Origin of the sequence: Mesorhizobium sp. M1409, from assembly GCF_040317535.1 — a bacterium.
Taxonomy (GTDB): Bacteria; Pseudomonadota; Alphaproteobacteria; order Rhizobiales; family Rhizobiaceae; genus Mesorhizobium.
Window position 1 is genome coordinate 28,710 of sequence record NZ_JAMYKV010000015.1, and the last position, 22,571, is coordinate 51,280.

A 22,571-nucleotide genomic window follows, 5' to 3' on the forward strand; every position below is an offset into this window, starting at 1 on the left:
TTTCAGATTTCAGGCTGCCTTGCGGCGCGGTATGACGTCGAACCCGGCCGCCCGGATCCGGTCGATTGCCCGGCCGACCAGCTCGGCTTCCATCGCCGCAAGCAGGTCGGCCGGCGGGATCAGGTCGGGGCGGCTGTCGCTGCCCCAAGCCTTCACGGTGCCGAACGGGCGACGGAGGATGCGGGCGAGCTCGTCGAGGGGAACGCGCAGCTCCCCACGGAGTTCGTGGAAACGGGCCTTGGCGTTCATGCTGCCAGCTCCTCGTCGTCGTCGATCTCGGCGTCGCGGATGAAGGCTGCGCTGAGCCGCGAAAAGTGATCCTGCTCCGCCAATCCGAATTTCCGGCGGGCATCCCGGCCGAGCTGGTCCTCGTCCAGGACGCCGCTATCCTCCAGGGCCCAGAGCCGAGCGAAAGCGCGCATCTGCATGTCGATCTGGGCCCTAGCATATCTGTGCCGCTGCTCCTCGACGTCGACCTGCTCGACGTCGAGGCCGCCGTCAGCGGTTGCGATCAGAACGCCGCCGTCCATGCCGCACACCAGAGCCTGATCCCATTCCGGAGCCCATGCGGGGGTTTTGAAGCCGCTGAATTTTGCGCCAAGCCCGCCATCGATCTCGCCTTCGTCTTCGCCGGCGGAGATGCAGAGTCCGCGGTATGTCTCGACGAGATTCAGAAGGTCGATGCCGCATGCGCCGTCCCATGCCTCAAGCGCTTTCAGAGCGTCGGCGATTTCGACGGTGAATTCTGCTGCCGCGACCTGGCCCGCGAACTCCCGCCGGCCGGCCGTCCCCATTCGCTCTGGACAGATGCCAGCCTGGTCGTAGATGACCTGCGGCTGATCGACCTGGTCGATCAGGTTCCGGACCTGTTTCCAAGCCGCGCGCGGATTGTTTTCACCGCCATCCCAGCGTGCCGGATCGCTGCCCTCGGCGAGTGCTTCGAGACAACCCGCCAGTTCGCCAAGCCTATCGGCCTGCTCGAAGCCGTATCCGGCGTACACGCATGCGCCGCCGTCGAAAACGTAGATCTGGAGTCCGCCAGCGTTGTCCTCTGTGACTAGAAACTTATTCATTTTCGTTCCCCTTCTGCCCGATTCCGGGCTTTGTTGCTGCTGCCGTTCCCCGGCAAGGTTTCCCCGTATATGCGGTCAGCGGGAGCCGGCCACGGTGCCGAACGGCCGCCGCAGGATGCGGGCGAGCTCGTCGAGGGGAAGCCGAAGCTCCCCTCGAAGTTCGTTGAAGCGGGCCTTGGCGTCCATCACCCTGCCTTTCTGATGTCGAGTGCGATCATGATGTCCCCGCGAGCCTGCGCCGACCGCAAGGCCCGATTCCGGGCCTTGTTGATGCTGCCGTTTCCCGGCCGGGTGTCCCCGTATATACCGTCAGGATCGACCCGACGGCATAGGCTGGGACACCGCGTCAGGCTGCTGCGTCGAGGTCGTCGAGGACGTCGCGAGCGACATAGACCCCGAGATCCTCTGCAGCGAGAACGGAAACGCGGGTTGCGTCGTCTGCCGCCCAGTCGATCATCGGGGCCAGATATGCCGCAAAGCGCGTCCCGACTTTCTGCTGCGACCATTTCGCGCCGCCGTGCAGCTGCTCCCATTCGAGAGGTTCGAGCGCGATACCCTCGACGTCGCACTGCGCAGCCTGAAGCGTCTCGGCCACGGCTTCGACACGCCCTGCGTCCAGGTTGATGAGGACAACACCCTCCTGAGTCTGTTCAAGCTCGATGAGCATGCCGAGGCCGCCGCTACTGCGGTGCGGACCTGATCCCCGTCGATGTCGACATTTTCGCTGACGCCGGTCGCATCCCGGAAATTCTCCGCATAAGTCTCGATCGCATAGTCGACGGTCCAGGTTTCATAGGTCTCCGGACCGTTCAGGTCCTCGTTGTCGAGGATGCCGTCGATAACCCATGTGGCCAGCATGTCAGCCTCGTGTTCCTGCGGACGCGCCGACCCCATCAGAGCGTTGATCCTCTCAATGCTGAAACGTGTTTCCATGTCTAAAACTCCCATCTACGCCCCGCAGGGCCGTTCCCCGTGATCCCGGCATCGTTTTCCGCCGCTCACACAAAAAAGGTGTCTGCTATCGGACAGAAACACAATAGGATATTTTGTTGAATGATACCTTTTTGGCCGTTGACACCGCTTGAATTTGTTGACTGGTTACCGGAAACGCGCCGCCTATTACTTACGGTTTACCATGAAATTATTTTGGGGAGGCCCATACCGCCGGACAAGATTCAGGCCCGAGGCGGCGGTATCATGAAGGGGTCGGCAGGGACTGAATCCTTCCCGGCGTCGCCAGGCTGCCGCAGCCGGCCGCATCGCCGGGCAGCTTCCGCCAAGGCCAGAGGCCTCGCCGTCAACAGGATTGGCCGACCCGGGCTCGGCGTCAATCACATAGCCGGCGACGGACTGACGCACAGCAGACAAGATGAAGGACAGTAAGGCGATGGGGCGCAGCGCCACCCACGCGCGCTTCAATTAATAGACATGTGCGCACGGGCGCGGGCGCGCGCAGGCGGGCGAGTGCGGGGGGATCGGGTGCAGATCGGGTGCGAGGCCTATTGGAATTCGATCGGGATGCTGATCAGGACGGTGCTGCCTCGCACTTCGTCGCGTTTCCAGCCTTCGTCGATGACGTAGAGCGGACTCTCGCCGAAAAACGACATCCCCTTGTAGACAGTCACGGCACCCATCTGGGTGTCGATGACGTGGACGACGTCCATGGACCATCCGGGATACTTTGCGACGACGGCAGGGATGACGTCGCCCTGGACCAGCTAGCGGTGTCCATACCTCGGTCCGCTCGCGTCGACGGCATCTAGGATGTCGACCAGCTCCTCAATTCCAAACCTGCCGATCTCGCGCTTCTCGACGAGCGCACGCATGCGTTCGATCTCAGTGCCTGTGACCTCGGCAGCGGCTTCGACGGACAGGTCGCGCTGCCGGATGCTGTCCAGGATCGACAGCGCGAGGGTGGCTTTCATTTCCTTGACCATCATCGGCGACATCATCGTGGCTTCCTCCCCGGCGCCACTTCCAGCGCCTCGACGATCTTGTCCAGCCGCTCCAGCGAGACGCCGTCCACGCCCTCCGGGAAATGATGGACAATCCCGATAAGCGTCGCCACGTCGATGCCAGCAAGTCCCGCAGCCTCGTCGAGGGTCATGCCGCGGTCGAGGATGAGGGCCAAGATGTCGGAGGTGGCATCGGCTTTGACGAGCCGGACGTCGGCGAGGTCGTTGGCCATCAGTGCCAGCTCCCCCGCGGATTCTGCGGCAGCGCGAACGCGAGGTCGCCGATGTCCGCCATCGCGACGTCGCGGACCGTCAGCCCCCAGCGCTGGATGTGTTCATGAATCATTGCCGCCGTGGCATCCGGATCGGTAGGACCGCGCAGCCTGTAAGTGCGGCCGCTTTCCGTTTTGGCGGTCATCGTCAGCTCTTCGAACTCGACCAGCGGCGAGGTGACGCGGCCGCGGCCTGTGGTGGCGTGGACGCCGACGAGGCGGAAGCCGATGCGGTTCTCCTGCATCAGGCCCCAATGGGTCAGGACGACCTCGGGCTCTTCGGTTACGGATTTGACCATGTGCGTTCCCCTAGCTGCCTTTCGGCGTTCCCTCACGGCGCGTCTCGGGCGTACCCAAGTCGGCTGACGGCATGCGTGCCTTTGATTTTCCCCGTTTGAGGGCCACCGCCCCTCGGTGAACGTCCCTGTTCAACGAGGATTGGAGGGCAGCCTGAAAGCGACAAGCGGCCGGCGGGAAATAAAAAACCGCCGCCAGGTGGCAATTGCCGACAGCGTGCGGCAAGGTCCCGAGCGAAACGCATAGAGGGTGGTCAATGGCAATTCTGGATTCTTCGCCGCCAAAGGACAAGGTGCTGATCGGGGCGTTCTTCCAGGTGGGGAGTCGCAAGTACGGCCGAGCGTCGAGGACCGACAAGGAAATGGAGCAGATGGCCGCCGGAGTGGCCTCGGATATCGCCGCCTTGGCTGCGACAGGTACAGCTATGCGATGATCGAATACGGCAAGCTAATCGACCAAGGAGACTGGATAAAAGGGCTTCTGGAGCACTATCCGCTCCACGCCGTCGAACACGAGACCACCCGCAACGATCCTGCTAGGCGCACGGGCGACGGCGATCCAGGCACCAATTTCAGCGCGCTTACGCAAGGGCAGGTCTGGATGTGTTTCTGTTCCGAAGTCCAAAGCGACGTCGCCCGTGGCCGGAGCATGAGGATCATGGCCATGGCCTACTACTTTTTGAGGCAAGTGCTGCAGAAGCACGTCGACCGGATCAGGCTGCAGCGCGCCGTCGACTACAGGGACAAGTTCCTCGCATCGGGCGAAACCGCCGAAGCCGGCCGATGGGAGAAGGTCGTCGCTTCGCTCGGAGCCGCCTGACGAAAAAGCCCCGGGCTTCGAACCCCGGGGCAGTCTGGTTGCTGCGCTTGGAAGGACGGAGCTAGATCATGCCCAGTCGGCGAATCCGCCGATGCAAGGTTCGGTCGAACAAATCGGCCTGGTCCGTGAAACCCGAGATCAGGATCAGCCTTGGCGGCACCTGGCGCCGATACCGCATCGCCATCCGCCAGACGAGCAGCGCCATGCCGGGAGAGCCTACGGCTGCCGACGAAGGCGCGGAGGCAAGCGCATGGCCGAGCGCCACGTCGCTGCGGGCGAAGCCGAGGTTGTTGTCCAGGACCGCATGGTCGGGGTCATAGCCAGCGACGACGCGGATCGCAGCATGGGCTGCTTCGAGCTGGTTGCGGGGCGGCAGGGTCTTCCGGGCTTCGCGGTCGAGATCCCGAAGTCCCATGCCAAAAACGGCCAAGGATGAACGCTCGCAGACGGCCTGGAGGCCGCCGCGCCGGCGGGTGGCCTTCGAATGTTCACGGCGCACGGCTTCCGGTGAGGAATTGAATTCTTCGACGAAAGCGTCCGGGTCGTCCCACACTGAAATTTCCATCGTCCCCCCACATCTACGAGCATCTCGCGTTTCCTGATTCCAGACCATGAAGTAATGGGGGAACACAGGATTCAGGCGCGTATCCAAGCTACGGCCCAGACCCCTCGCCTGGGACCGAATTCGAGAACCGCCCGATCCGCCGGATCAGCTTCTTGCGAGCCTCCTGCCGCGTGTAGCCGGCCGAAACCATCTGCCCGACGGCGTCCGACAGCAAACCCTTAAGGACCCGACATCCATCGTGGGATCCGCCGCTGCCCGGCCTGCGTAGCCTGCTACAGCTGCGGCAACGGCGACGTCGACGGCCGAAGCCTCGGGACGGCCCGCAGCGCGCAGACGGTTACGGTAGCGCCGCATCCGCTCCCGCTGGCCTCCGTTCCCCGGCTGTCCTGTCCTCGGCATGTCCTTCTCCCGTCACTACGAACGCCACTACGAGACACAAACTCGCCTGCGGCCACGCAAGCGACAACTCAGCTCGATTTGGGAAGCTTCGGTTTCAGTCGCCCCGACCTAGCCTTTACTGACACTGTTCCGGGAACTCCGACGCGGCCGGCAAAGACACGGCCAAGCCAGTTTCTGATTTCCTCCGCTCCCGGGCCGTCGGTCGCAAGCAGCATGATTGCCGCGTCGGCAAGCGCAGCACGGACCATCGGGGCAGTCGGCTCCGGCGACCCCCGTTCCTTGGCGTACTGCTGCCGTTTGCGGTGCTTCCGCGCAGCCTCGGCCAGGTAAGCGCGGCGGTCATCAGGAGAGGCCTCCCGTGTCGTGCTGCGGCGAGGCTGTTTCGTGAGAAGTCCGTAATGCTGTCGACGTCCTGCATGTTCGTTCCCCTGTCCATGGACCATGCTGATCGCGACGGCTGTACGACACAACAGTGATTTACGCGTAACCATCAAAACTCGAAAACGCCCGGCAAGGCTTCGCAAGGCAGCCTTGCGGCATGCGTTGACAGAAACCTTGACGCGGAGTCGGTGGATCTCTGGGCGGAGCCTCGAAGCCTACGGCCAGGGTTTCAGGAACACGGACACCGTAGGATTCGAAACCGGACGGCGTTGCAGGACTTGGCACTGCCTGTTTCGCTGGCTCTGCCTAAATCTATCCGAGCGAAGCGACACGGAGTTCTTTCTTTCCTGCCGGAGGCCCATGTTGACGCTTGCCTCGCGGGAGCCGCTGTTTCCACTTGCCGGAGCCTTCGTGCGCCTCCGCAATTCGAATCCTCAATGCCGGACGGCAACACGGATTCTCAATGCCGTACGGCACACCCGAAATCCCCTCAAAAACCGAAGCCCGCTAGGGTAAGATCCTAGTACCCGGTAGGAATCTGTTGACACGGCCAGACCCCATCTCGCCAAAACCCGATTGTTTCAGTGACAAGATGGCATGGGATCGGCCTTTTTCACGTCTCCGGCGAGCCTTGAATCCTCGTCTCAGGGACAGAATGGCAGGCGTTGTCACTGAGACCTGCCGTTTTCGCATCCGGGCCAGAATTCGATCACGGATCGTTTATGTGACAAAATGGCATGCGGACGATTGATTGGCGATTACAGTGACTTGCCGTACCTTAGTGACACAATGGCGGGGCATGTCACTCAAACGTCTTAGTGACAAATCATGCCCTCATGTCACTAAAACATTGACGCCTGCATGTCGGTGCCCAATCCTTGTCACAGGGGCAACGGGGGGAAGGCATCATGGGGCAGATCATCAGGAAGAAGGATCGGGTGCGGGGAAGCGCACGCAAGGGCGTGCGCTCCAAGGGCAACCTCCTCAAGCAGGTGACCTGCGAGAAGGCTAAGCTCACGGAAGCGCCCGCGGAGTACGACGAGCCGCGCGTCATGATCGAGACGATGCGCATTGAGGGAGTGGACCACCTCACGGCGCAGGACACGGCGCTCTACAAGCTGATGCTTGCGAACGCCCGCGACTGCGGCATCGCTCAGGAATGGCACGTCCTCGGCCTCGACAAGATGGCCCGGTTCCTCGACGCAGACACGGACCGCACGGTGCGCCAGTCGCGCATCCGTGAGTCCATCACGAGGCTCGAGCGCACCCGCGTCACCTACGATTTCCGGACCGAGCGGTCCAGGATCGACGGCTCGATGCCGCTGATCCTGGCGCAGCACGAACAGGATCTGCTGACGGGGACGGCGCTCGTGCGCTACTCGATCCCGGCTCCGGTGCGCGCAGCGATCCTCGACGCGGGGGACTACGCGATGCTGTCTCTTAATTCCTTCGCCCGTTTCACAAGCCGATACTCCGGACGGCTCTACCCTCGCTTCGCGTACAAGGCTTCGCGCCCGGACGCGGCTAGCAAGCGCTGGGAGGTTTCGCCGGCCGCGCTGGCCGAGTCCCTGTCATACCCTATGACTGACGGCCATTTCCACTTCGGGTCTTTCATGGCCCGCGCCGTCAAGCCCGCGCTCGCCGACATCGCCCGCGAGGCGGACGACATCGGGTTCAAGGTCATCATGGACGAGCCGATCCTCGGCGAAGGACGCGGCCGCCCCGTCGAGAAGCTGGTGTTCCTCATCTCGCCAACGAAGAGGCGGCAGGCGACAACGCAGGCTGCCAGGCTGACGCCGAGAGAAATGGACGTGATCAGCCGGGGCGACGTCACGCTCGAGCCGCACGAGCTGCCGTCCACGCTGGTCATCGGCCGTGCCGTCACGGCGACGGGGATCGACGCCGTGACCCTGTCGGAAGGCTGGCGTTCCGTCTACGAACGCGCCAAGGTTGATCCGAAGGGCGAGGTCATGCCAGGCGTGGAGGCTTGGGTCCTGATTAGCGTTGTCAAGCGCAGCGGGGTTGGTGCCGGCTTCGCGATGTGGAGCGAGATTGCCGCGGAGCAGGGTCCCGTTCCTAAGCACCGCGTTCCTGCCAAGCCAGCTCCAGCTCCGTCTGCCGCTCCGGCTCCGGATGCCGGAACGGGCATGTCTCGCGGCCTGCTTGAAGCCGTCAGGCAGCGCCCGACTGAGGAAGGGCGTCTTGCCCGGGCCCGGGAGATTGCCGAACACGGGGGCCAGGACATCCTTGACGCGCTGCGCGGCTACTTCCCCGGCGGGCAGTTCAGAGCCTTCTTCGATGACGATCATTTCGCCGTCTACTGCGACCATCAGGTTTCGCCGTGGTCGTCCATCGAGCCGTACATCAAGGGATTCGGGACGCTCGGCGCCGCGCTAAAGGTCTTGAGGAAAGCTCACAGCGAGACGCGGAAGGGCGCGCTTCGGAACTTGGCTTACGCCGCCAAGGAATGGAACTTACCCCAGCTCATGAAGATCGCAGGGGCAATCCTATTTGACGACAAGTCCGGAAAGATTCCCCTCGCCCCACCGGCTCCGAAACGCCTGCGCACGGCACGGGGCTTCACGCCGACACGGCAGGTGACGGAGGCTTCGGCCGAATATGACTTCGCCGATCCAGCCTACGCCGCCAGCGCGACACAGTGGGACGACCGGGCGGAAGTCGACATGAGACCATGCGACGACTGCCCGTTCTGACGGATCCTTGACGCCGAGCACCCGAGCCCGATATCGAACTGACGATCGCAAATCCTTAGATCTTTCCGTCTACGGTCTGCGAAGCAAAAGGAAACGGACATGGATCATCGCTCGATACGAATAGCCCGCTGACCGCCGCGCCCCGGTGGGCGCACGTCATCGCACTGTCGTTTTCGAGGAGTTCCCCATGTCTACCTTCCTGACTGCCGACACCCATTTCGGTCACCCGTCCATCATCCTCAACTGCTCGCGGCCTTACGCTTCCGTTGACGAGATGGATGCCGCGCTCATCGACAGCTGGAACCGCACCGTCCATCCGCGCGACACCGTCTGGCACCTCGGCGACTTCGCCGTCGGGCATGACGAAGCGCGCGTCGCGAAGATTTTCCATGCGCTCAACGGCCAGAAGAAATTGATCCTTGGCAATCATGACGTCGACCGGAATGGCAATGTCCTGAAGTCGCTGTCGAGGCTGCCTTGGGCATCGGTCGCGCACGCTGCGGAAGTCAACCACGATGGCCAGCGGATCGCGCTCTCTCATTACGCGGGCTTCACCTGGAGCGCGGAACACCACGGCGCCTACCAGGCCTACGGCCACAGCCACGGCAAGCTCCTCGGCATGCCGGGATCCGTCGACGTCGGCGTGGATGCGCAGGACTACCGCCCGATCTCGGTCGAGGAGTTCATCCAGGAGGCTGATTACACGATCGAGCATGCGGATCAGCGCATCGAGGACATCTGCCTGCGTCTGATGAACAAGGCCCCACAGTATGCCGCGCGCGACGGGGCGCTGAAATTTCGAGAGCGCCAGACGGGGAGGAGGAAGCCATGAAGCTCTGGGTTCTCTCCGATCTGCACCTCGACTACGAGGACATGCCTCCGATCCCGCCGACGGACGCGGACGTGTGCATCGTCGCGGGCGACGTCACCAACGGCGTCAGCAACGCGTTGCACTGGGCCGAGCGCGAGATCGCCCCGTTCATGCCGACGATCTTCGTCGCCGGGAACCATGAATTTTATCGCTACTCGGTCGTCGAGCAGATCGAGTTCGCACGCCAGGCCCGACTGTCGAATGTCCATTTCCTCGAGAACTCGAGCGTCGTCATCGGCAGCGTGCGGTTCCTCGGGGCGACGCTCTGGACCGATTTCGCGCTCGACAGCCACACCGAACGCGACTTGGCTTGGGCCATGGCGAAAGCGGAGGGGGGCCTCAGTGACTACAGGGCCATTGCCTGGCAGCAGTCTCCGCATGAGGCGTTCACCGCCAGCCGCTCCAAGCAGATGCACGAGGCTTCGGCGGCGTACATCCAACATGAGCTTGCGACTGCGTTTGACGGTCGAACCGTAGTCGTCACCCATCATGCGCCGCACCGGAATTCGGTTCATGAGCGCTATGCAGGCAGCGCCCTCAACGCGGCGTTCGCCAGCGACATGACTGCGCTCATCGAGCAGGGGCGGCCGGAGATTTGGGTGCACGGGCACACACATGACTCGTTCGACTACGAGGTCGGCGGGACGCGGATCGTCTGCAACCCGCGCGGATATGGCGCCGAAAATCCGGCCTTCGACCCGGCGCTGGTAGTGGAGATTTGACGATGTACGAGTGGGACACAGACGATTACCGGGCAGAGCAGCGGCGGCAATACGAAGCGATTATGGCCGAATTCCCTGAATTGGTGAAGAGGGGGTTCTCGTGCCGCGCCGGGTGGTTCCCGATCCTTCGACAGTTCTTCTCCGTCGTCCGGCAGGCGATCCCGCCCGGCCGCGAGGATGCGTTCACGCTGCTGCAAGTCAAGGAAAAATTCGCGGGGTTGCGCATCTATTACGGCCTTGGCGCCGACCTGCCAGATGCGGCCAGGGCTGCCATCGACAGCGCCTACAAGGCCGCGGAGGACAGCGCCGAACGAACCTGTGAGGTATGTGGAAAGCTAGGCGTCCTGCGGGTCCGCGGCGGCTGGTATGCGACTCGATGCGACGACCACGCGGACGATGGAGTTCCTGTGCCGACTCCGGAGGATACACAATGACGGAACTGGACTGCGGACAGCTGCGGCTTCTCGCCGACGAAATTCGCGACCGCTTCGGGCGGGTCGGCTACGAACCGCTTGCGGCGGTCAGTGTGCTCTGGTCGGGATGGGAGTGCGACAGCATCGCGGTCCTCGTCCGGCTGGAGGACGACAGCAGAAAAATCGTATTCGTCGATGGCACCCCCGGTGGTGGACTGACCCCGGAGGCGCTGCTCGAAGAGCGAATCGCGGCCTACGAGACGGCGATCGAGGAGACGCGGGCCTTCCTTCGGAAAGCAAGGGGCGAGGAATGACGACCCGTGCCAAGCGCGCTGCCGATCTGGCTTCGCGGCATCTCCGAAACGCGTACCTGATCAGCCGGGCAATCAGCCTGCATCCGCAGGGCTCCATCGACGCCTACCGATCCGAGATGGCGGTCCGCGCCGCCGTCATGGCCGGGCGGCATTTCGCCGGGATCGCACTGCGGGACGTGACGCAGCCCCTGCCGGATCAGACGCTGGCCGACCTGGCGGAGACGGAGGGGTATGTCGACTGGCTCTTTAGTGCCCCGGACGTCGTCACGCTGTCGCGTACGCTGCGGGCGGCGGAAGCTGCTGACGGCTTGCCGACGCCGTCTGGAATGCCTGCGCGGAGGCGCGCGCCCTGTCGATCGAAACATGACGCTTGACCTGAAGGCCCTACGCTCGACCCCATGGCGCTGGCTCTGCGTCGCCTGCGATGCAGAGGGGCGCGGCCGCCATCCCGAGGTCTGTCCGTGCTGCGGGACGGACGACAGCTGGTATTTGACGGACACCGCGGACACGGACCCAAGGCCGATGCGGGACGTGTTCGACGACTTCATGGAACTGATCCTTGGCCTCCGGAGGCCGCGCCGCCTGCATTAGGTCCGGCTTGTCGCTTTCCGGCCGGCGGCACAAGGTGTCTTTGGGTCTGTAGTATTATCGGCGAAATACAGCGCTTCGGGCGAAATTTGCCGGGTTCAATTCCTGGCCAGACCCACTTTCCTAAATTTCCCAAAGGCTTGCCGCCGCCACGTCAACAATCGTTTTCGTGGCGGTTTTCGTGGCGGTAGTCTATAGCAGATACTTGTAAGCCTTGGTTTATATGGTGGACGATGACGGGCTCGAACCGCCGACATCTTCGGTGCATCGAAAGGCGTCGCCGTTTCGAAAATGACGCCGATCTCTTTTCCGTCGGCATCGAACGCGCTGACATTGTTGGCGAGTGTCTTATATGCGCTCTTGCAAAAGCGATGCCCAATTAAGACCTAGGAAGCCGATGAACTCGCGGCTTGTGGATCGGTGATGCAGGTTTCGCTTACCATGCATGGGGTTCTACATTCGTAAATCGGTTAGCGCGGGGCCATTTCGCTTCAACTTTTCAAAAGGGGGGTTGGCGCCTCGATAGGCGTCAGGGGCTTCCGGCTGGGCACCGGGCCGCGCGGGCACTACGTCCACGCCGGCATTGATGGCGTCTACTACCGAACATCCTTGGGAGGTGGCGCAGGACGGCGCGCCGTGCGCTCGCCTGCGCCGGCGAGAGTCGAAGCACCCATATACCCGAACAAAAAGGGTGGACCCACTTGCGGATGGCATGACGGCAATACCGCGCGAGCGCGCACGGATCGAAATGCCTGCGAGTTCGCCGGATGCCACAAGAGAGCGCCATTCGGCTTTGCTCGGCAAAGGCAGCCGCCTCACTGGTATTGCCTGGAGCACCGGGAGCACGGCGATCGACACCTTTGAAGGATAGGGGTCCGTTATCCCCGTCCAAAATACGCTAGGTACCACTCGACAAACCGCGCGACGCCCTCGGTCACCGTCGTCGTCGGACGGTAGCCTACCGCCTGCTCCAGCGCCGACGTGTCGGCAAAGGTGTCGGGCACGTCGCCGGGCTGCAGCGGCAGAAGTTCGATGATGGCTTTCCTGCCAAGCGCGTTTTCCAGCGCCTCGACATAGGCGGTCAGCTTCACCGGGTTGTTGTTGCCGATGTTGAAGATGCGCCAAGGGGCACTGCTCGTGGCCGGATTCGGACGGCTGGAGTCCCAGGCGGCATTGCCCGTGGCCGGGCTGTCGCTGGCCCGCACGACGCCTTCGGCGATGTCCTCGATATAGGTGAAGTCGCGCGTGTGGTTGCCATTGTTGAACAGCTTGATCGGCTCGCCGGCAAGGATGTTCTTGGTGAACAGGAACAGCGCCATGTCCGGGCGCCCCCAGGGGCCATACACGGTGAAGAAGCGAAGCCCGGTCGTCGGCAGCCCGAACAGATGACTGTAGCTGTGCGCCATCAGCTCGTTGGCACGTTTGGTCGCGGCGTAGAACTGCAGCGGGTGGTCGGCCGGCCGGTGCTCGGAAAACGGCATGTCGGTGTTGGCGCCGTAGACACTCGAGGTGCTGGCATAGGTCAGGTGCGCAACGGCGCTGTTGCGGCAGGCTTCCAGCATGTTGGTGTAGGCGATGATGTTGCTTTCGACATAGGCGTGCGGGTTTTCCAGGCTGTAGCGAACCCCGGCCTGGGCGGCGAGATGGATCACCCGGTCGAATGCGTGGTCGGCAAAGCAGTCGTCAACCACACTTTTGTCGGCGAGATTGCCGCGGATGAAATGATAGCCCGCATTGGTCTTGCGGCTCGCCTCTTCGAGCAGCCCCAGCCTCGCCTCCTTGATCTGCGGATCGTAGTAGCTGTTGACATTGTCGATGCCGACAACCTCATCGCCGCGCTCCAGCAGGCGCTTGGCCACATGATAGCCTACGAAGCCGGCGGCGCCGGTGACCAGAACCTTCATCAGAAACGCCCATCCGTGACATGTCTGCGGAACAGACCCTTGATGTCGTAGATGACGCCCGGGGTCTTGCAAAGCGCCTGCAGGCCATCGACGCCCAGCGCGCGGAACTGCCTGTGACCGACGGCCACGATGACGCCGTCATAGGGCTCGTCGGGAATATCCTTCATGCTCGTTATGCCGAAGGCGCGCGCGCATTCCTGCGCGTCGACCCAGGGATCCCAGATGTCGATGCCGGCATTATACTCCTTCAGCCGGGTGACGATATCGGCGACCTTGGAATTTCTCAGGTCCGGGCAATTTTCTTTGAAAGCCGCGCCCATCACCAGTATCCGGCTGCCGACGACCGGCATTCCCTTTGCGCATCATCAGGCGGGCCGTCTGATCCGCCGCGTGCTGACCCATACCGTCATTGATACGGCGGCCGGCAAGAATCACCTCCGGATGATAGCCGAGTTCCTGGGCCTTGTGGGTAAGATAGTAGGGATCGACCCCAATGCAGTGACCCCCGACAAGACCTGGCGTGAAGCGCAGGAAGTTCCATTTGGTGCCGGCGGCCTCCAGCACCTCGGGGCATCGAACCGGCACGCCCGAGCGCACGGCGCGTCGCGTGTTCAATGACGTGATCGCGCTCGGTCTGTTGGCGTCGGAAACACCCAAAGGCCCGGTGTCGCTACGCTTTCCGGCCGACGCATTGGATGCGCTGTTCCCGAAGCTGTTTCCGGAAACCTAAGTGAGATTACTTGGCGGACAGCAGACCGAAATCCGCCAGTCCAGCCAGGACCTGATTGCTCAAGCCGCTGGCCCCTTCTTCGGGCTCGCGTTTCAGCCGCGCTTCAGCAACGACCACACGGCCGGTACAAGGCTTGCCGCGAGCGCCACCTTGATCAGGTCGCCGACGATAAAGGGCACAACGCCGAACTGCCACGACTTTTCCGGGCCGATCAGCAGCGCCAGCCAGGCGAAGCCCATCGCCATCATGACGATTTCGGCAACCAGCACGGCATTGAAAAGCTTGATCGGATGGCGGTCCCAGCCGCGATCTGCGGCCCAGCCGACAATTGCCGCCATGACCACGAAGCCTGCGAGATAGCCGCCGGTCGAGCCGAGCATGTAGGCAATGCCGAGACCCTTTTCCGGGGTGCTCTGGAAGACGGGGAAGCCCATGGCGCCCTCCGCCATGTAGAGCAGCAGGGTGGCGACGCCGAGACGCATGCCAAAGGCGGCGGCGATGAGCAGCACGGCCAGCGTCTGCATCGAAATGTCGACCGGTCCGAGCATCACCTTGGTCTTGGCCGACAAGGTCAGCAGCAGCGTTCCGGCGATGGCCAGGAAAAACTGCGTTGCCAGCCGCGACGCGCCATTTTGCGGCAGAGCCAGAGAAACAAGCGGACGCATCGTAGTTGCAATTGCCATGGTATTTCCCCAATCCGGTTGCCGCTATCCGATGTTCGCGGCCTCACGTTCTCCTATATTGGCTTGCGTGTTATGCGGCAATCGGTTTTGCCGTTTCCTGAAACAAGGCACCTATGCATCCGCCATGGCACTCAGATTCGACACCGGCTTCGACCCCCATTATGGCCAGGGGATAAGCGTCGCGCCCGACATCCGGCGCATCACGGCCCGCAATCCGAGCCCCTTCACCTTTCACGGCACCAACAGCTACATCGTTGGCCGCGATACGCTGGCGGTTATCGATCCGGGGCCGGATGACGAGGCGCATCTGCAGACCCTGCTTGACGTGATCGCGGGCCGGCCGGTCAGCCATATCTTCGTCAGCCACACCCACCGCGACCACTCCCCGCTGGCCGCCAGGCTGAAAGAGCGCACCGGCGCGCCCGTATTGGCAGAGGGACCGCATCGCCCTGCAAGACCCCTGCATATCGGCGAGACCAATGCGCTAGACGCCAGCGCCGACACGGCTTTCGTCCCCGACATCGCCCTTTCCGACGTTGAGGTGGTCGATGGCGATGGCTGGTCGATCCGGACGGTTCTGACGCCCGGCCACACCGCCAATCACGCGGCATTCGCGCTGGAGGGAACCGGCATCCTGTTTTCCGCCGACCATGTCATGGCCTGGGCAACTTCCATCGTCGCCCCGCCGGATGGGGCGATGGCCGACTATATGGCCTCGCTGGACCGGCTGATCGAACGCGAGGATCGTTTGCTGCTGCCAGGACATGGCGGGCCGGTAACCGCACCGCGCGCTTTCATGCGTGGATTGAAGACACACCGCAGAATGCGCGAGCGCGCCATACTGGAGCGGGTCAGAGCGGGCGACCGGACGATCGTGGACATGGTCAAGGCGATCTATCGCGACACCGACCCGCGGCTGCATGGCGCCGCCGGATTGTCGGTGCTTGCCCATCTCGAGGATCTGGTGGCACGCGATCTGGTCACGACAGACGCCGCACCGGCCATCGACGGCATTTTCGCGCCGGCTGGCTAAAGCCTTCGGCGCCATTCGCTCTAGAATCGGCTGGAGCGCTCTGCTGGCTGAGGCGACTTCAAGCCCTGGCAAGAGCATTCGGGATCAGATGGAAGTCGTGCCGCAGTCTCCAGAGCAACTCGCGAGGCTGTCATAGAGAGCTTCGGCAGCACGTCCTTTTGCAACAATTCCTGGCGGTTGCGGTCCATATAGTCGTTGAAACCCGCGGTCACGAACGCAAAGGGCACGAAACACGCGCCGATCTCGCGCGACAGGGTCGCCTCAGGGGCGATCGAATGGTTGAGCACATCCGCTCCCATGCTTCGATACGCCAAGGCTTCAGCCGGGGTGGTCAGTCGCGGCCCGTAACAATGGGCAGCCACCAACTGCTGTTCGATGCCATGGATACGGCATTCCGCTGGCCAATGACGGCGGGCCGTTTGGACCAGAACCGCCGCGCATCTTGGACATACGATCTGCTTGCCCGAGCAGTCGAAGCTCTGTCGGCCGGGAAGGAGTGAAAACGGCGTCTGCGTCAGTTCGATGATATCGGCGGTCACAACCATGTCGCCGGGTTGGATCGCTTTGTTGACAGCGCCAATGGTCGAGCAGGACAGGACTTGCTTTACACCCGCGGTCATCAATACCCAGAACGCGCGGCGATGGCAGGAATGGTCGATATGGTCGCGCGGATTGCCGTGCGAATACATGCACAACGCACGTTTCGTTTTGCCTTCCGAGGTAATCGAGGCATCGAACTCGAGCAATTTCCAGTGGTCGCTGCGACCGAAAGGCGTTTCAAAACTCATGTCTCGCCGCAAGGTGCGCACGCCATCGACTTCGACATCTTCCGGGAAGGCAAGCCCCCAGTTTGCCGAACCGGTGATAATCGCCAACCCAGCCTGCGGTATGTCCGTTGGATGATCCGCCTGATCGTCGGCTGCGTTATGATTGTCGGGCATGTTTCCGGTCTCGATCATGATTTTTGGCGGAGAGTCACGATCAAGACTGCGACCACGACGATACCGGTCCACACTGTCGAGATCGCCGCGATGGTTGGATCGATCTGATCTCGCAGGGACAGAAACATGAGCTTCGGCAGCGTGCTGTTTTGGCCACTTGCGACGAAGATCGAAATGACAGACTCGTCGAGCGAAGTCAGGAAGGCCATCAATGTGGCCGACAACAGACTGATCTGAAGTTGCGGGACAATTATTCCGCCAATGGCCCTCGCCCAGTTTGCGCCGAGGCTGCGCGCCGCCTGAACCTGGTTCCAGTCAAAGCGGACCAGAGCGGGCAGCAACACAATGCACGCGACCGGGATGGCCAGCACCACATGTCCGACCAGCACGCCGAACAGCGTTCCGACCAGACGTTGCGCCGCCAGCACAAAGAAGAGACCGATCGCGAGCAGGATTCCCGGCACGATGGAGGGGATGAGCAGAATGCCCTGAATGGTAATGGCGGCTTTTCCGCCGAGCCGATTTATCGAAATGCAGGCCAGCAGCCCCAGGGGCACGGCGACCATCGCCGTCAATGTCCCAAGGATCAGGCTCGTCCTGAGCGCGGCCATCCATGTCGCCGAACCGAAGAAAGTCTCGTACCAGCGCAACGAGTATGCGCGCGGTGGGAACTCGAGAAGATTGGACGCCGAAAAGGAGAGCGGGACGACGACGAGCGTCGGCAGCATCAGGAACGCCAATACGAGCGCGCAGAAACTCCACAGAAGGATGCGGGCCAGCCTGTTGTCTGGATAGGCTTCAAGCATGGGCTGTGCCGACTTTGCGTCCAGCAATCAGCCGCCGTGCCGCCAGGAACATCACACCCATCAACGCCATTAAAATGAGGAGGAGAATACCCAAGACGCTCGCCGACCCCCAATCCTGAAAGGTCGACAGCGTGCGCTCGATCCGGATGGAGAGAGGATTTACCTTGCCGCCGCCAAGCACCGCCGGCGTGATGAAGAAACCTATGGTGTAGATGAAGACGATGATCGAACCCGAGAAGATACCGCCGGCCGAAAGAGGCAGAATGACCGTGCGGATCGCTTGCCCGATAGTGGCGCCCATGCTCGCCGACGCGCGAATGAGGTTTGCGTCGATATCGCGCATCGCGGCATAGACGGGCAGGAGAAAGAGCGGCAGCATGTAGTGAACCATGCCGATGAGCGTTCCCGTGAAGTTGTAGGCCAGCGGCAATGGCTCCGCTGCCAGGCCCGAACCTGTCAAAGCCGCGTTGATCAGGCCATCGCGCCGCAAGAGCACGAGCCAGCCATAGGTGCGCACCAGAATAGAGGTCCACAACGGCAGCATGACGAGGGCCATCAGCAAATTGGCCACCCTTGGCCTGGCGCTCGCCAGAGCGAGGGCCAGGGGGATACCGAGAAGAATGCAGATCGCCAGCGTGCCCAGGGACAGCTCGAGGGTTGTGACGAGTGCCGACCATGTCAGCCCGCTCGAAAGCACCTTCTCATAATTGCCAAAAGTGTATTCGCCTCCCGTAGTCAGGAAGGATTGCCGGATGATCCAGACGATGGGCAGTATCGCCGCCAGTCCAACGATGAAAAGCGCGGGCAGTGAAAGCGAGAGGAAGAACCGCCGCTCGCGTCGTGCGTCTGCCACGAGCGCAGGATCCGCGAGGACGGTCACGCTCTCGCTCCCGGTATCGCGTGAGCTTTCGCTGCTGGTGCATATGCGGTCACTCGCTGACCGATGGTAAGCTCGGCGCAGCCACTGGCCAACGCCGCCGGAATGCAAACAAGAATCTCTTGCCCGCCGTCAAGCGCCAGCGTCAAAAGCCAGTTTTCGCCGCGAAACGCCTTAGCGCACAGTGTTCCGTCGAGCGCCACCCCGTCTCGCCCGACGAGCTTCGCATCAAGATGGAAGCTTTCCGCGCGGATCATCAGAGCTTCGCGTGACGCATCGGCGCCGTCTATTCTGCGCACCGAGCCCGGGGCCACAATGTTGGCCTCACCCATGAACTCCGCGACGAAGCGGCTCGATGGACGATCATAAATCTGCTGTGGCGTATCGATCTGCTGGATGCGGCCGGAATTCATAACCGCGACCCGATCTGACATAATCAGTGCTTCGCGCTGGTCATGCGTCACATAGATTGTGGTGATCCCCAGATCATCGTGCAGACGCCGGATCTCGTACTGCATGGTTTCGCGCAGATTCTTGTCGAGCGCCGACAACGGCTCGTCCATCAGCATCACGCGTGGTTCGAAGACGATCGCCCGCGCCAACGCCACCCGCTGGCGCTGGCCGCCGGACAATGCGGCAATATTGCGCTCCGACAGACCTTCCAGCTTCACGCGGGCCAAGGTGTCAAGCGCCCGCTGGCGTGCCTCCGCTTTCGGCGTCTTGCGCAGCGCCAACGGATACTCGACATTTGCCAGAACGTTCATATGGGGAAACAGGGCGTAGTTCTGGAACACGATGCCGATGTCCCGCTTGTTGGGGGCCAGGCGGGTAATGTCCCGATCACCCAACAGGAGTTTACCGGAATCGGGCCGGACAAAACCGGCCAAAGCCATGAGCAGCGTGGTCTTGCCCGACCCCGACGGCCCCAGCAGCGTGAGGAATTCGCCGGCCCGAATGTCGAGCGAGACATCGTCCAGCGCGACGTAAGATCCATAGGTCTTGCGCACGCTGTCGATGGTGATCGGGAGCGACTTCATCATGCGCTCAAGCCCTAGAGCTGAGACTCAGCGGGCCATCATCTCATCAAAGGCTTTTTGCGCAGCCTCGCCATTCTTGACCCACCAGTCCGCACTCGAAAACACCGAAGTGCCAGCATTTTCAGGTGCGGTCGCCAGGGTCTTGAGACGGTCTTCGGGGATAAGGCCACCCTCATAGGCAGCGGGGTTGACCGGGCCATAGGCGATGAAATCGGTCAGCTTCGCCACGCGCGCGGGCTGTGTCATCGCCGCGATGAGCTTCATCGCTGCTTCCTTGTTCGGCGCTCCCTTCGGCACCGCAAGGCAGTCCGTGCCGATGACCGAACCCTTGAACGTGTAGTCGGCCGCGCCGCCATCCGCTTTCACGGTTTGGGCCCGTCCGTTCCAGGTAACGACTAGGTCCGCCTCACCATCTTTCAGCAACTGCGCGGACTGCGCTCCCGAGGTCCACCACACGGCGACATTTGGTTTGATCGCTTCAAGCCGCTTGATGGCGCGTTCTAGCCCCTCCGGCGTGCCGAGCACGGAATAGACGTCTGCCGGCGCCACGCCATCGGAGAGCAGCGCTATCTCGATCGAGTCTTGCGCATTGGCGCGCAGGGCGCGACGGCCAGAAAATTTGGCAACATCCCAGAACTCCGCCCACGTCTTCGGCGGATTCTCGCCATAGGTTTTGGTGTTCCACGACATGACGGTGCCGTAGGAGTCGAACGGATAGCAGTAGTCGGACTTTGCACCATCCGGCACGGACTTGGGATCGATGATCTTGTAGTCAAGCGGCTCCAGAAGCGACTGTGCCGCCGCCTGCGCGCCTTCTGGTGAGCCCAGGTGGATGATGTCCGTCGTCACCGCACCCGCGGTGACCTGCATCTTCAGGGCGGCCAGTCCGTCGCTTTGCGTCTCTTCTCGGACATCATAGCCAAGCTCTTTTGCAGCGGGGGCCCACATGGCCGTTTTCATGGCGTTGCCATAATCGCCACCCGCGGTCGTGATGGTGACTGTTTGCGCGTGGACGGGCAACGCAGCCGAGATTGCGAATGCTGTTAAGGAAATGCGTAACCAGGACATAGATTCTCCTCCCCACTTTTTCCAAATGTCGCTCGAAAGAGCCATTTATTTGTAATCGTAACGTTACGATTTCATCTTAACGCAAATGAGTCAAGCTGCTTTCCCAAGGGAGTTCGGATTGACCGGGATGTCGAATCCGGTAACGCTATGGAGGTCAGCAATCAGCCGGCGCTTTCGAAGTCGGGCGAACAATGGCCAACCTAAAGCAGATCGCAGCGGAACTTTCCCTGTCGGTGACCACGGTGTCCCGCGCTCTGAAGGATGGGCCGGAAGTACAGCCCTCGACCATAGCCCGCGTCAAGGAGGTGGCTAAGCGGGTTGGCTATGTGCCAGATCATCATGGCCGTGCGCTGAAAACCGGTCGGACGCTGACGCTGACGGCAGTGCTCCCGATGGAGACACGAGACCACCTGTCCGATCTGTTGAAGCTTCCCTTGATCGAAGGCATGACGCTGGCTGCCCGGCAAGCCGGTTATAGTCTGTCCATCTATTCCACCACTCCCGACGACGACCCCGTTGAGAGTGTGCAGCGGCAGCTTCAGGCGCGTAGCACAGACGGACTGATCATCACGCGCTTGGTGTCGGCCGATCCGCGCGTCAAGCTGCTGCTGGATCAACGCATGCCATTCGTCGCGTTTGGAAGAACCGACCTGGACATCGCATACCCCTATGTCGATGTCGACAATGAACAGATTGCGTACGAGGCGACCCGACGGCTCATGGATAAGGGCTGTCGACGCATTGCGCTGCAACTTCTCGTTCCGGAAGATCAGGCGAGTGCCATGCGTCTTTCCGGGTATGGAAGGGCAATGGCCGAGGCCGGTATTCCGATCGACCAATCGCTGATCGGTCATGGCATGTTCACGATGGAATCCAGCGCAGGCTGGTTCGATCACCTACTGGCGTCGTCAGATCCGCCGACAGGCTTGGCATGTGCCAACGAACTGGGCCTTCTAGGGGCGTTACATGCCCTTGGCAGAAGAGGTCTCGTGCCGGGGAGCGACGTCCACATAGTCACTCGTGACAGCACGCGGCTGGCACGCTTCCTGCCGGCAAAGATCGGAGTTCATTTCGTGGATATGGCGGCGGTTGGACGCAAACTTATCGAAGTCCTGGAGAGCCGGATCATCAATCCGCTTGGGCCGGTCGCAGCGATCTTGGTGCAGGGCAGATTCGAGCCCGCCGAATAGTCTGCCCACAAGCTGCATTCTGCGGCGATATGCGAATCCGCCTAACTACAACACTTTCTGAACATTACTCGACCGGCGCCGCGCCAACCTGACCGGCGACTTCCTGGTCGAGTTCGGCGAGGAATTCGACGATGCGCGCGGCGTTGTCGCCGAGGTCGAAGCGGCCGTATCGCGAGGCTGACCGCATGTCGACGATGACCGCATCGCCATCGTCCGTCACGCGGATCGCAACGTCGGCCGGAAGACCGATCACGAACCCCTTGGCGACGGCGGTAATGGTGACGTCGTTTTGCCCAGCGAGGTCGGGATAGGGTTCGGACAGATCCCAATCGCGCCGGTCAAGGACGGTTTCGACGGCATTGACGACAGTCTCGAATGGCAGGGCGTAGCTGCGTGCACTGACCAGCGGATAGCTATCGGTCTGCAGCCGCTGTTCGCCAGGCGTCGACTGGGAAAGCACGTTCACGTCCTTCGTCCGGTCGCCCACGTCGAGCGCCGGCGGCTCGTCGAAATCCGTCGAGATGTCCCTGAGCGGCGGGTAGATTGTCGCCCAGTAGGCGGCGACGCCGTAGGGTGCGAGCACCAGCAGCGCCAGCAGGGCGCCGACCGTCAGGTCGCGGCCGCCGCGGTCGCCGAAGTTCCATAGCCGCGAAAAGGCGAATCCGGCAAACAACAGCGCCAGGGCCGCCAGCAGCGCGACAATGCCCAGCACCCACAGGAAGACCGGTGTTTCCACGAGATCGAAGCGATGGCCGACGAAGACCGTCAGCAGCAGCACCAACGAAAAAGCGGCTGTGCGCCGCGACCATCCGGCCGCCTTCGACGTTTGCCGTTCAGGAATGCTAACCATCGTTTTCTGCGCTGCCCCAACCCGAACGGAGACTTAGAACCTTTTCGCGATGGCTTGAAGCCGAAACAC

30 protein-coding genes and 1 tRNA gene are annotated in these 22,571 nt (G+C 62.2%); 13 read left to right on the forward strand and 18 right to left on the reverse strand.

From position 1 onward, the window contains the following. Window positions 1-9: 9 nt before the first annotated feature. The 7 genes from NKG99_RS14450 to NKG99_RS14480 all read right to left on the reverse strand — a co-directional run bounded on the left by NKG99_RS14450 (window position 10) and on the right by NKG99_RS14480 (window position 3,599). Entirely contained in the window at window positions 10-249 is a 240-nt protein-coding gene (locus NKG99_RS14450; protein WP_352868638.1) for a hypothetical protein, read from the reverse strand. Next, window positions 246-1,073, reverse strand: a complete 828-nt coding sequence (locus tag NKG99_RS14455) for a hypothetical protein (protein ID WP_352868641.1) — start codon at window positions 1,071-1,073, stop codon at window positions 246-248. The genes NKG99_RS14450 and NKG99_RS14455 overlap by 4 nt, the downstream gene beginning before the upstream one ends. 346 nt (window positions 1,074-1,419) lie before the next feature. Beyond that, a complete protein-coding gene (locus tag NKG99_RS14460; RefSeq protein WP_352868643.1) occupies window positions 1,420-1,740 on the reverse strand; it encodes a hypothetical protein in 321 nt (106 codons plus the stop codon). Window positions 1,741-2,572: 832 nt separating this feature from the next. Next, on the reverse strand, window positions 2,573-2,737 hold the full coding sequence (locus NKG99_RS14465; protein WP_352868646.1) for a hypothetical protein: 165 nt from the start codon (window positions 2,735-2,737) through the stop codon (window positions 2,573-2,575). A gap of 54 nt (window positions 2,738-2,791) precedes the next feature. Then, a complete protein-coding gene (locus NKG99_RS14470; protein ID WP_352868649.1) occupies window positions 2,792-3,025 on the reverse strand; it encodes a hypothetical protein in 234 nt (77 codons plus the stop codon). Then, a complete protein-coding gene (locus NKG99_RS14475; RefSeq protein WP_352868652.1) occupies window positions 3,022-3,261 on the reverse strand; it encodes a helix-turn-helix domain-containing protein in 240 nt (79 codons plus the stop codon). The genes NKG99_RS14470 and NKG99_RS14475 overlap by 4 nt, the downstream gene beginning before the upstream one ends. Beyond that, window positions 3,261-3,599 (reverse strand): SANTA domain-containing protein, encoded by a 339-nt coding sequence (locus tag NKG99_RS14480; RefSeq protein ID WP_352868655.1) that lies wholly within the window; start codon window positions 3,597-3,599, stop codon window positions 3,261-3,263. The genes NKG99_RS14475 and NKG99_RS14480 overlap by 1 nt, the downstream gene beginning before the upstream one ends. A 254-nt stretch (window positions 3,600-3,853) precedes the next feature. On the opposite strand from NKG99_RS14480, the gene NKG99_RS14485 reads away from it, so the two are divergent. Both NKG99_RS14485 and NKG99_RS14490 read left to right on the forward strand, forming a co-directional pair. Beyond that, window positions 3,854-4,030: a hypothetical protein gene (locus NKG99_RS14485; RefSeq protein ID WP_352868658.1), complete on the forward strand. Its 177-nt coding sequence runs from the start codon at window positions 3,854-3,856 to the stop codon at window positions 4,028-4,030. After that, on the forward strand, window positions 4,027-4,416 hold the full coding sequence (locus tag NKG99_RS14490; protein WP_352868660.1) for a hypothetical protein: 390 nt from the start codon (window positions 4,027-4,029) through the stop codon (window positions 4,414-4,416). Before NKG99_RS14485 ends, NKG99_RS14490 begins: the two co-directional genes overlap by 4 nt. Window positions 4,417-4,477: 61 nt before the next feature. Here NKG99_RS14490 and NKG99_RS14495 read toward each other — a convergent pair whose 3' ends face one another. Next, complete coding sequence (locus NKG99_RS14495) at window positions 4,478-5,068, reverse strand: hypothetical protein (protein ID WP_352868662.1); 591 nt, start codon at window positions 5,066-5,068, stop codon at window positions 4,478-4,480. 1,601 nt (window positions 5,069-6,669) lie between these two features. On the opposite strand from NKG99_RS14495, the gene NKG99_RS14500 reads away from it, so the two are divergent. The 8 genes from NKG99_RS14500 to NKG99_RS14535 all read left to right on the forward strand — a co-directional run bounded on the left by NKG99_RS14500 (window position 6,670) and on the right by NKG99_RS14535 (window position 12,247). Further along, complete coding sequence (locus NKG99_RS14500) at window positions 6,670-8,475, forward strand: hypothetical protein (protein ID WP_352868664.1); 1,806 nt, start codon at window positions 6,670-6,672, stop codon at window positions 8,473-8,475. A 187-nt stretch (window positions 8,476-8,662) separates the two neighbouring features. Next, window positions 8,663-9,307, forward strand: a complete 645-nt coding sequence (locus NKG99_RS14505) for a metallophosphoesterase family protein (RefSeq protein WP_352868667.1) — start codon at window positions 8,663-8,665, stop codon at window positions 9,305-9,307. Further along, window positions 9,304-10,068: a metallophosphoesterase gene (locus NKG99_RS14510; RefSeq protein WP_352868669.1), complete on the forward strand. Its 765-nt coding sequence runs from the start codon at window positions 9,304-9,306 to the stop codon at window positions 10,066-10,068. The genes NKG99_RS14505 and NKG99_RS14510 overlap by 4 nt, the downstream gene beginning before the upstream one ends. 2 nt (window positions 10,069-10,070) lie before the next feature. Then, window positions 10,071-10,502, forward strand: a complete 432-nt coding sequence (locus tag NKG99_RS14515; protein WP_352868672.1) for a hypothetical protein — start codon at window positions 10,071-10,073, stop codon at window positions 10,500-10,502. Beyond that, window positions 10,499-10,795, forward strand: a complete 297-nt coding sequence (locus NKG99_RS14520) for a hypothetical protein (RefSeq protein WP_352868675.1) — start codon at window positions 10,499-10,501, stop codon at window positions 10,793-10,795. Before NKG99_RS14515 ends, NKG99_RS14520 begins: the two co-directional genes overlap by 4 nt. Then, complete coding sequence (locus NKG99_RS14525) at window positions 10,792-11,169, forward strand: hypothetical protein (RefSeq protein ID WP_352868678.1); 378 nt, start codon at window positions 10,792-10,794, stop codon at window positions 11,167-11,169. The genes NKG99_RS14520 and NKG99_RS14525 overlap by 4 nt, the downstream gene beginning before the upstream one ends. Before the next feature lie 259 nt (window positions 11,170-11,428). Continuing rightward, a tRNA-Arg gene (locus NKG99_RS14530) sits at window positions 11,429-11,501 on the forward strand. A 425-nt stretch (window positions 11,502-11,926) separates the two neighbouring features. Beyond that, on the forward strand, window positions 11,927-12,247 hold the full coding sequence (locus NKG99_RS14535; protein ID WP_352868859.1) for a hypothetical protein: 321 nt from the start codon (window positions 11,927-11,929) through the stop codon (window positions 12,245-12,247). Between the two features lie 14 nt (window positions 12,248-12,261). On the opposite strand, the gene NKG99_RS14540 is transcribed toward NKG99_RS14535, so the two are convergent. Genes NKG99_RS14540 through NKG99_RS14550 form a run of 3 tightly spaced genes read right to left on the reverse strand, consistent with a single transcriptional unit; the run spans window position 12,262 to window position 13,884 of the window. Beyond that, entirely contained in the window at window positions 12,262-13,287 is a 1,026-nt protein-coding gene (locus NKG99_RS14540) for an NAD-dependent epimerase (protein ID WP_352868680.1), read from the reverse strand. Next, complete coding sequence (locus NKG99_RS14545) at window positions 13,287-13,637, reverse strand: UDP binding domain-containing protein (protein WP_352868683.1); 351 nt, start codon at window positions 13,635-13,637, stop codon at window positions 13,287-13,289. Before NKG99_RS14545 ends, NKG99_RS14540 begins: the two co-directional genes overlap by 1 nt. Beyond that, window positions 13,525-13,884, reverse strand: coding sequence for a hypothetical protein (locus NKG99_RS14550; protein WP_352868861.1), 360 nt, complete (start codon window positions 13,882-13,884; stop codon window positions 13,525-13,527). Before NKG99_RS14550 ends, NKG99_RS14545 begins: the two co-directional genes overlap by 113 nt. On the opposite strand from NKG99_RS14550, the gene NKG99_RS14555 reads away from it, so the two are divergent. Then, the gene (locus tag NKG99_RS14555; protein WP_352868870.1) at window positions 13,808-14,017 is read left to right on the forward strand and encodes a hypothetical protein; all 210 of its coding nucleotides are present in this window, start codon (window positions 13,808-13,810) and stop codon (window positions 14,015-14,017) included. The genes NKG99_RS14550 and NKG99_RS14555 overlap by 77 nt on opposite strands. 92 nt (window positions 14,018-14,109) lie before the next feature. Here NKG99_RS14555 and NKG99_RS14560 read toward each other — a convergent pair whose 3' ends face one another. After that, window positions 14,110-14,700, reverse strand: coding sequence for a biotin transporter BioY (locus NKG99_RS14560; RefSeq protein WP_352868685.1), 591 nt, complete (start codon window positions 14,698-14,700; stop codon window positions 14,110-14,112). Between the two features lie 124 nt (window positions 14,701-14,824). Here NKG99_RS14560 and NKG99_RS14565 point away from each other — a divergent pair, with 124 nt between their 5' ends. Further along, window positions 14,825-15,733 carry an MBL fold metallo-hydrolase gene (locus tag NKG99_RS14565; protein ID WP_352868688.1) on the forward strand — a complete coding sequence of 303 codons (909 nt, stop codon included), beginning with the start codon at window positions 14,825-14,827 and terminating at the stop codon, window positions 15,731-15,733. A gap of 20 nt (window positions 15,734-15,753) precedes the next feature. Here NKG99_RS14565 and NKG99_RS14570 read toward each other — a convergent pair whose 3' ends face one another. Genes NKG99_RS14570 through NKG99_RS14590 form a run of 5 tightly spaced genes read right to left on the reverse strand, consistent with a single transcriptional unit; the run spans window position 15,754 to window position 20,507 of the window. Further along, window positions 15,754-16,692 (reverse strand): phosphorylase family protein, encoded by a 939-nt coding sequence (locus tag NKG99_RS14570; protein WP_352868691.1) that lies wholly within the window; start codon window positions 16,690-16,692, stop codon window positions 15,754-15,756. Continuing rightward, window positions 16,689-17,480: an ABC transporter permease gene (locus NKG99_RS14575; protein ID WP_352868693.1), complete on the reverse strand. Its 792-nt coding sequence runs from the start codon at window positions 17,478-17,480 to the stop codon at window positions 16,689-16,691. The genes NKG99_RS14570 and NKG99_RS14575 overlap by 4 nt, the downstream gene beginning before the upstream one ends. Then, window positions 17,473-18,360, reverse strand: coding sequence for an ABC transporter permease (locus tag NKG99_RS14580; RefSeq protein WP_352868696.1), 888 nt, complete (start codon window positions 18,358-18,360; stop codon window positions 17,473-17,475). Before NKG99_RS14580 ends, NKG99_RS14575 begins: the two co-directional genes overlap by 8 nt. After that, window positions 18,357-19,394 carry an ABC transporter ATP-binding protein gene (locus NKG99_RS14585; RefSeq protein ID WP_352868864.1) on the reverse strand — a complete coding sequence of 346 codons (1,038 nt, stop codon included), beginning with the start codon at window positions 19,392-19,394 and terminating at the stop codon, window positions 18,357-18,359. The genes NKG99_RS14580 and NKG99_RS14585 overlap by 4 nt, the downstream gene beginning before the upstream one ends. Before the next feature lie 27 nt (window positions 19,395-19,421). After that, window positions 19,422-20,507 carry an ABC transporter substrate-binding protein gene (locus NKG99_RS14590; RefSeq protein ID WP_352868699.1) on the reverse strand — a complete coding sequence of 362 codons (1,086 nt, stop codon included), beginning with the start codon at window positions 20,505-20,507 and terminating at the stop codon, window positions 19,422-19,424. Between the two features lie 146 nt (window positions 20,508-20,653). On the opposite strand from NKG99_RS14590, the gene NKG99_RS14595 reads away from it, so the two are divergent. Continuing rightward, window positions 20,654-21,652 carry a LacI family DNA-binding transcriptional regulator gene (locus tag NKG99_RS14595; RefSeq protein WP_352868702.1) on the forward strand — a complete coding sequence of 333 codons (999 nt, stop codon included), beginning with the start codon at window positions 20,654-20,656 and terminating at the stop codon, window positions 21,650-21,652. Window positions 21,653-21,716: 64 nt separating this feature from the next. Here NKG99_RS14595 and NKG99_RS14600 read toward each other — a convergent pair whose 3' ends face one another. Next, complete coding sequence (locus NKG99_RS14600; RefSeq protein WP_352868705.1) at window positions 21,717-22,502, reverse strand: DUF1499 domain-containing protein; 786 nt, start codon at window positions 22,500-22,502, stop codon at window positions 21,717-21,719. Window positions 22,503-22,571 lie beyond the last annotated feature (69 nt).

Coding starts and splice junctions, on each gene's coding strand:
- NKG99_RS14450 (WP_352868638.1), bottom strand. CDS start 249: ATGAACGCCAAGGCCCGTTTCCACGAACTCCGTGGGGAGCTGCGCGTT.
- NKG99_RS14455 (WP_352868641.1), bottom strand. CDS start 1,073: ATGAATAAGTTTCTAGTCACAGAGGACAACGCTGGCGGACTCCAGATC.
- NKG99_RS14460 (WP_352868643.1), bottom strand. CDS start 1,740: ATGCTCATCGAGCTTGAACAGACTCAGGAGGGTGTTGTCCTCATCAAC.
- NKG99_RS14465 (WP_352868646.1), bottom strand. CDS start 2,737: ATGGACGTCGTCCACGTCATCGACACCCAGATGGGTGCCGTGACTGTC.
- NKG99_RS14470 (WP_352868649.1), bottom strand. CDS start 3,025: ATGATGTCGCCGATGATGGTCAAGGAAATGAAAGCCACCCTCGCGCTG.
- NKG99_RS14475 (WP_352868652.1), bottom strand. CDS start 3,261: ATGGCCAACGACCTCGCCGACGTCCGGCTCGTCAAAGCCGATGCCACC.
- NKG99_RS14480 (WP_352868655.1), bottom strand. CDS start 3,599: ATGGTCAAATCCGTAACCGAAGAGCCCGAGGTCGTCCTGACCCATTGG.
- NKG99_RS14485 (WP_352868658.1), top strand. CDS start 3,854: ATGGCAATTCTGGATTCTTCGCCGCCAAAGGACAAGGTGCTGATCGGG.
- NKG99_RS14490 (WP_352868660.1), top strand. CDS start 4,027: ATGATCGAATACGGCAAGCTAATCGACCAAGGAGACTGGATAAAAGGG.
- NKG99_RS14500 (WP_352868664.1), top strand. CDS start 6,670: ATGGGGCAGATCATCAGGAAGAAGGATCGGGTGCGGGGAAGCGCACGC.
- NKG99_RS14505 (WP_352868667.1), top strand. CDS start 8,663: ATGTCTACCTTCCTGACTGCCGACACCCATTTCGGTCACCCGTCCATC.
- NKG99_RS14510 (WP_352868669.1), top strand. CDS start 9,304: ATGAAGCTCTGGGTTCTCTCCGATCTGCACCTCGACTACGAGGACATG.
- NKG99_RS14515 (WP_352868672.1), top strand. CDS start 10,071: ATGTACGAGTGGGACACAGACGATTACCGGGCAGAGCAGCGGCGGCAA.
- NKG99_RS14520 (WP_352868675.1), top strand. CDS start 10,499: ATGACGGAACTGGACTGCGGACAGCTGCGGCTTCTCGCCGACGAAATT.
- NKG99_RS14525 (WP_352868678.1), top strand. CDS start 10,792: ATGACGACCCGTGCCAAGCGCGCTGCCGATCTGGCTTCGCGGCATCTC.
- NKG99_RS14540 (WP_352868680.1), bottom strand. CDS start 13,287: ATGAAGGTTCTGGTCACCGGCGCCGCCGGCTTCGTAGGCTATCATGTG.
- NKG99_RS14545 (WP_352868683.1), bottom strand. CDS start 13,637: ATGCCGGTCGTCGGCAGCCGGATACTGGTGATGGGCGCGGCTTTCAAA.
- NKG99_RS14560 (WP_352868685.1), bottom strand. CDS start 14,700: ATGGCAATTGCAACTACGATGCGTCCGCTTGTTTCTCTGGCTCTGCCG.
- NKG99_RS14565 (WP_352868688.1), top strand. CDS start 14,825: ATGGCACTCAGATTCGACACCGGCTTCGACCCCCATTATGGCCAGGGG.
- NKG99_RS14570 (WP_352868691.1), bottom strand. CDS start 16,692: ATGATCGAGACCGGAAACATGCCCGACAATCATAACGCAGCCGACGAT.
- NKG99_RS14575 (WP_352868693.1), bottom strand. CDS start 17,480: ATGCTTGAAGCCTATCCAGACAACAGGCTGGCCCGCATCCTTCTGTGG.
- NKG99_RS14585 (WP_352868864.1), bottom strand. CDS start 19,394: ATGAAGTCGCTCCCGATCACCATCGACAGCGTGCGCAAGACCTATGGA.
- NKG99_RS14590 (WP_352868699.1), bottom strand. CDS start 20,507: ATGGCTCTTTCGAGCGACATTTGGAAAAAGTGGGGAGGAGAATCTATG.
- NKG99_RS14595 (WP_352868702.1), top strand. CDS start 20,654: ATGGCCAACCTAAAGCAGATCGCAGCGGAACTTTCCCTGTCGGTGACC.
- NKG99_RS14600 (WP_352868705.1), bottom strand. CDS start 22,502: ATGGTTAGCATTCCTGAACGGCAAACGTCGAAGGCGGCCGGATGGTCG.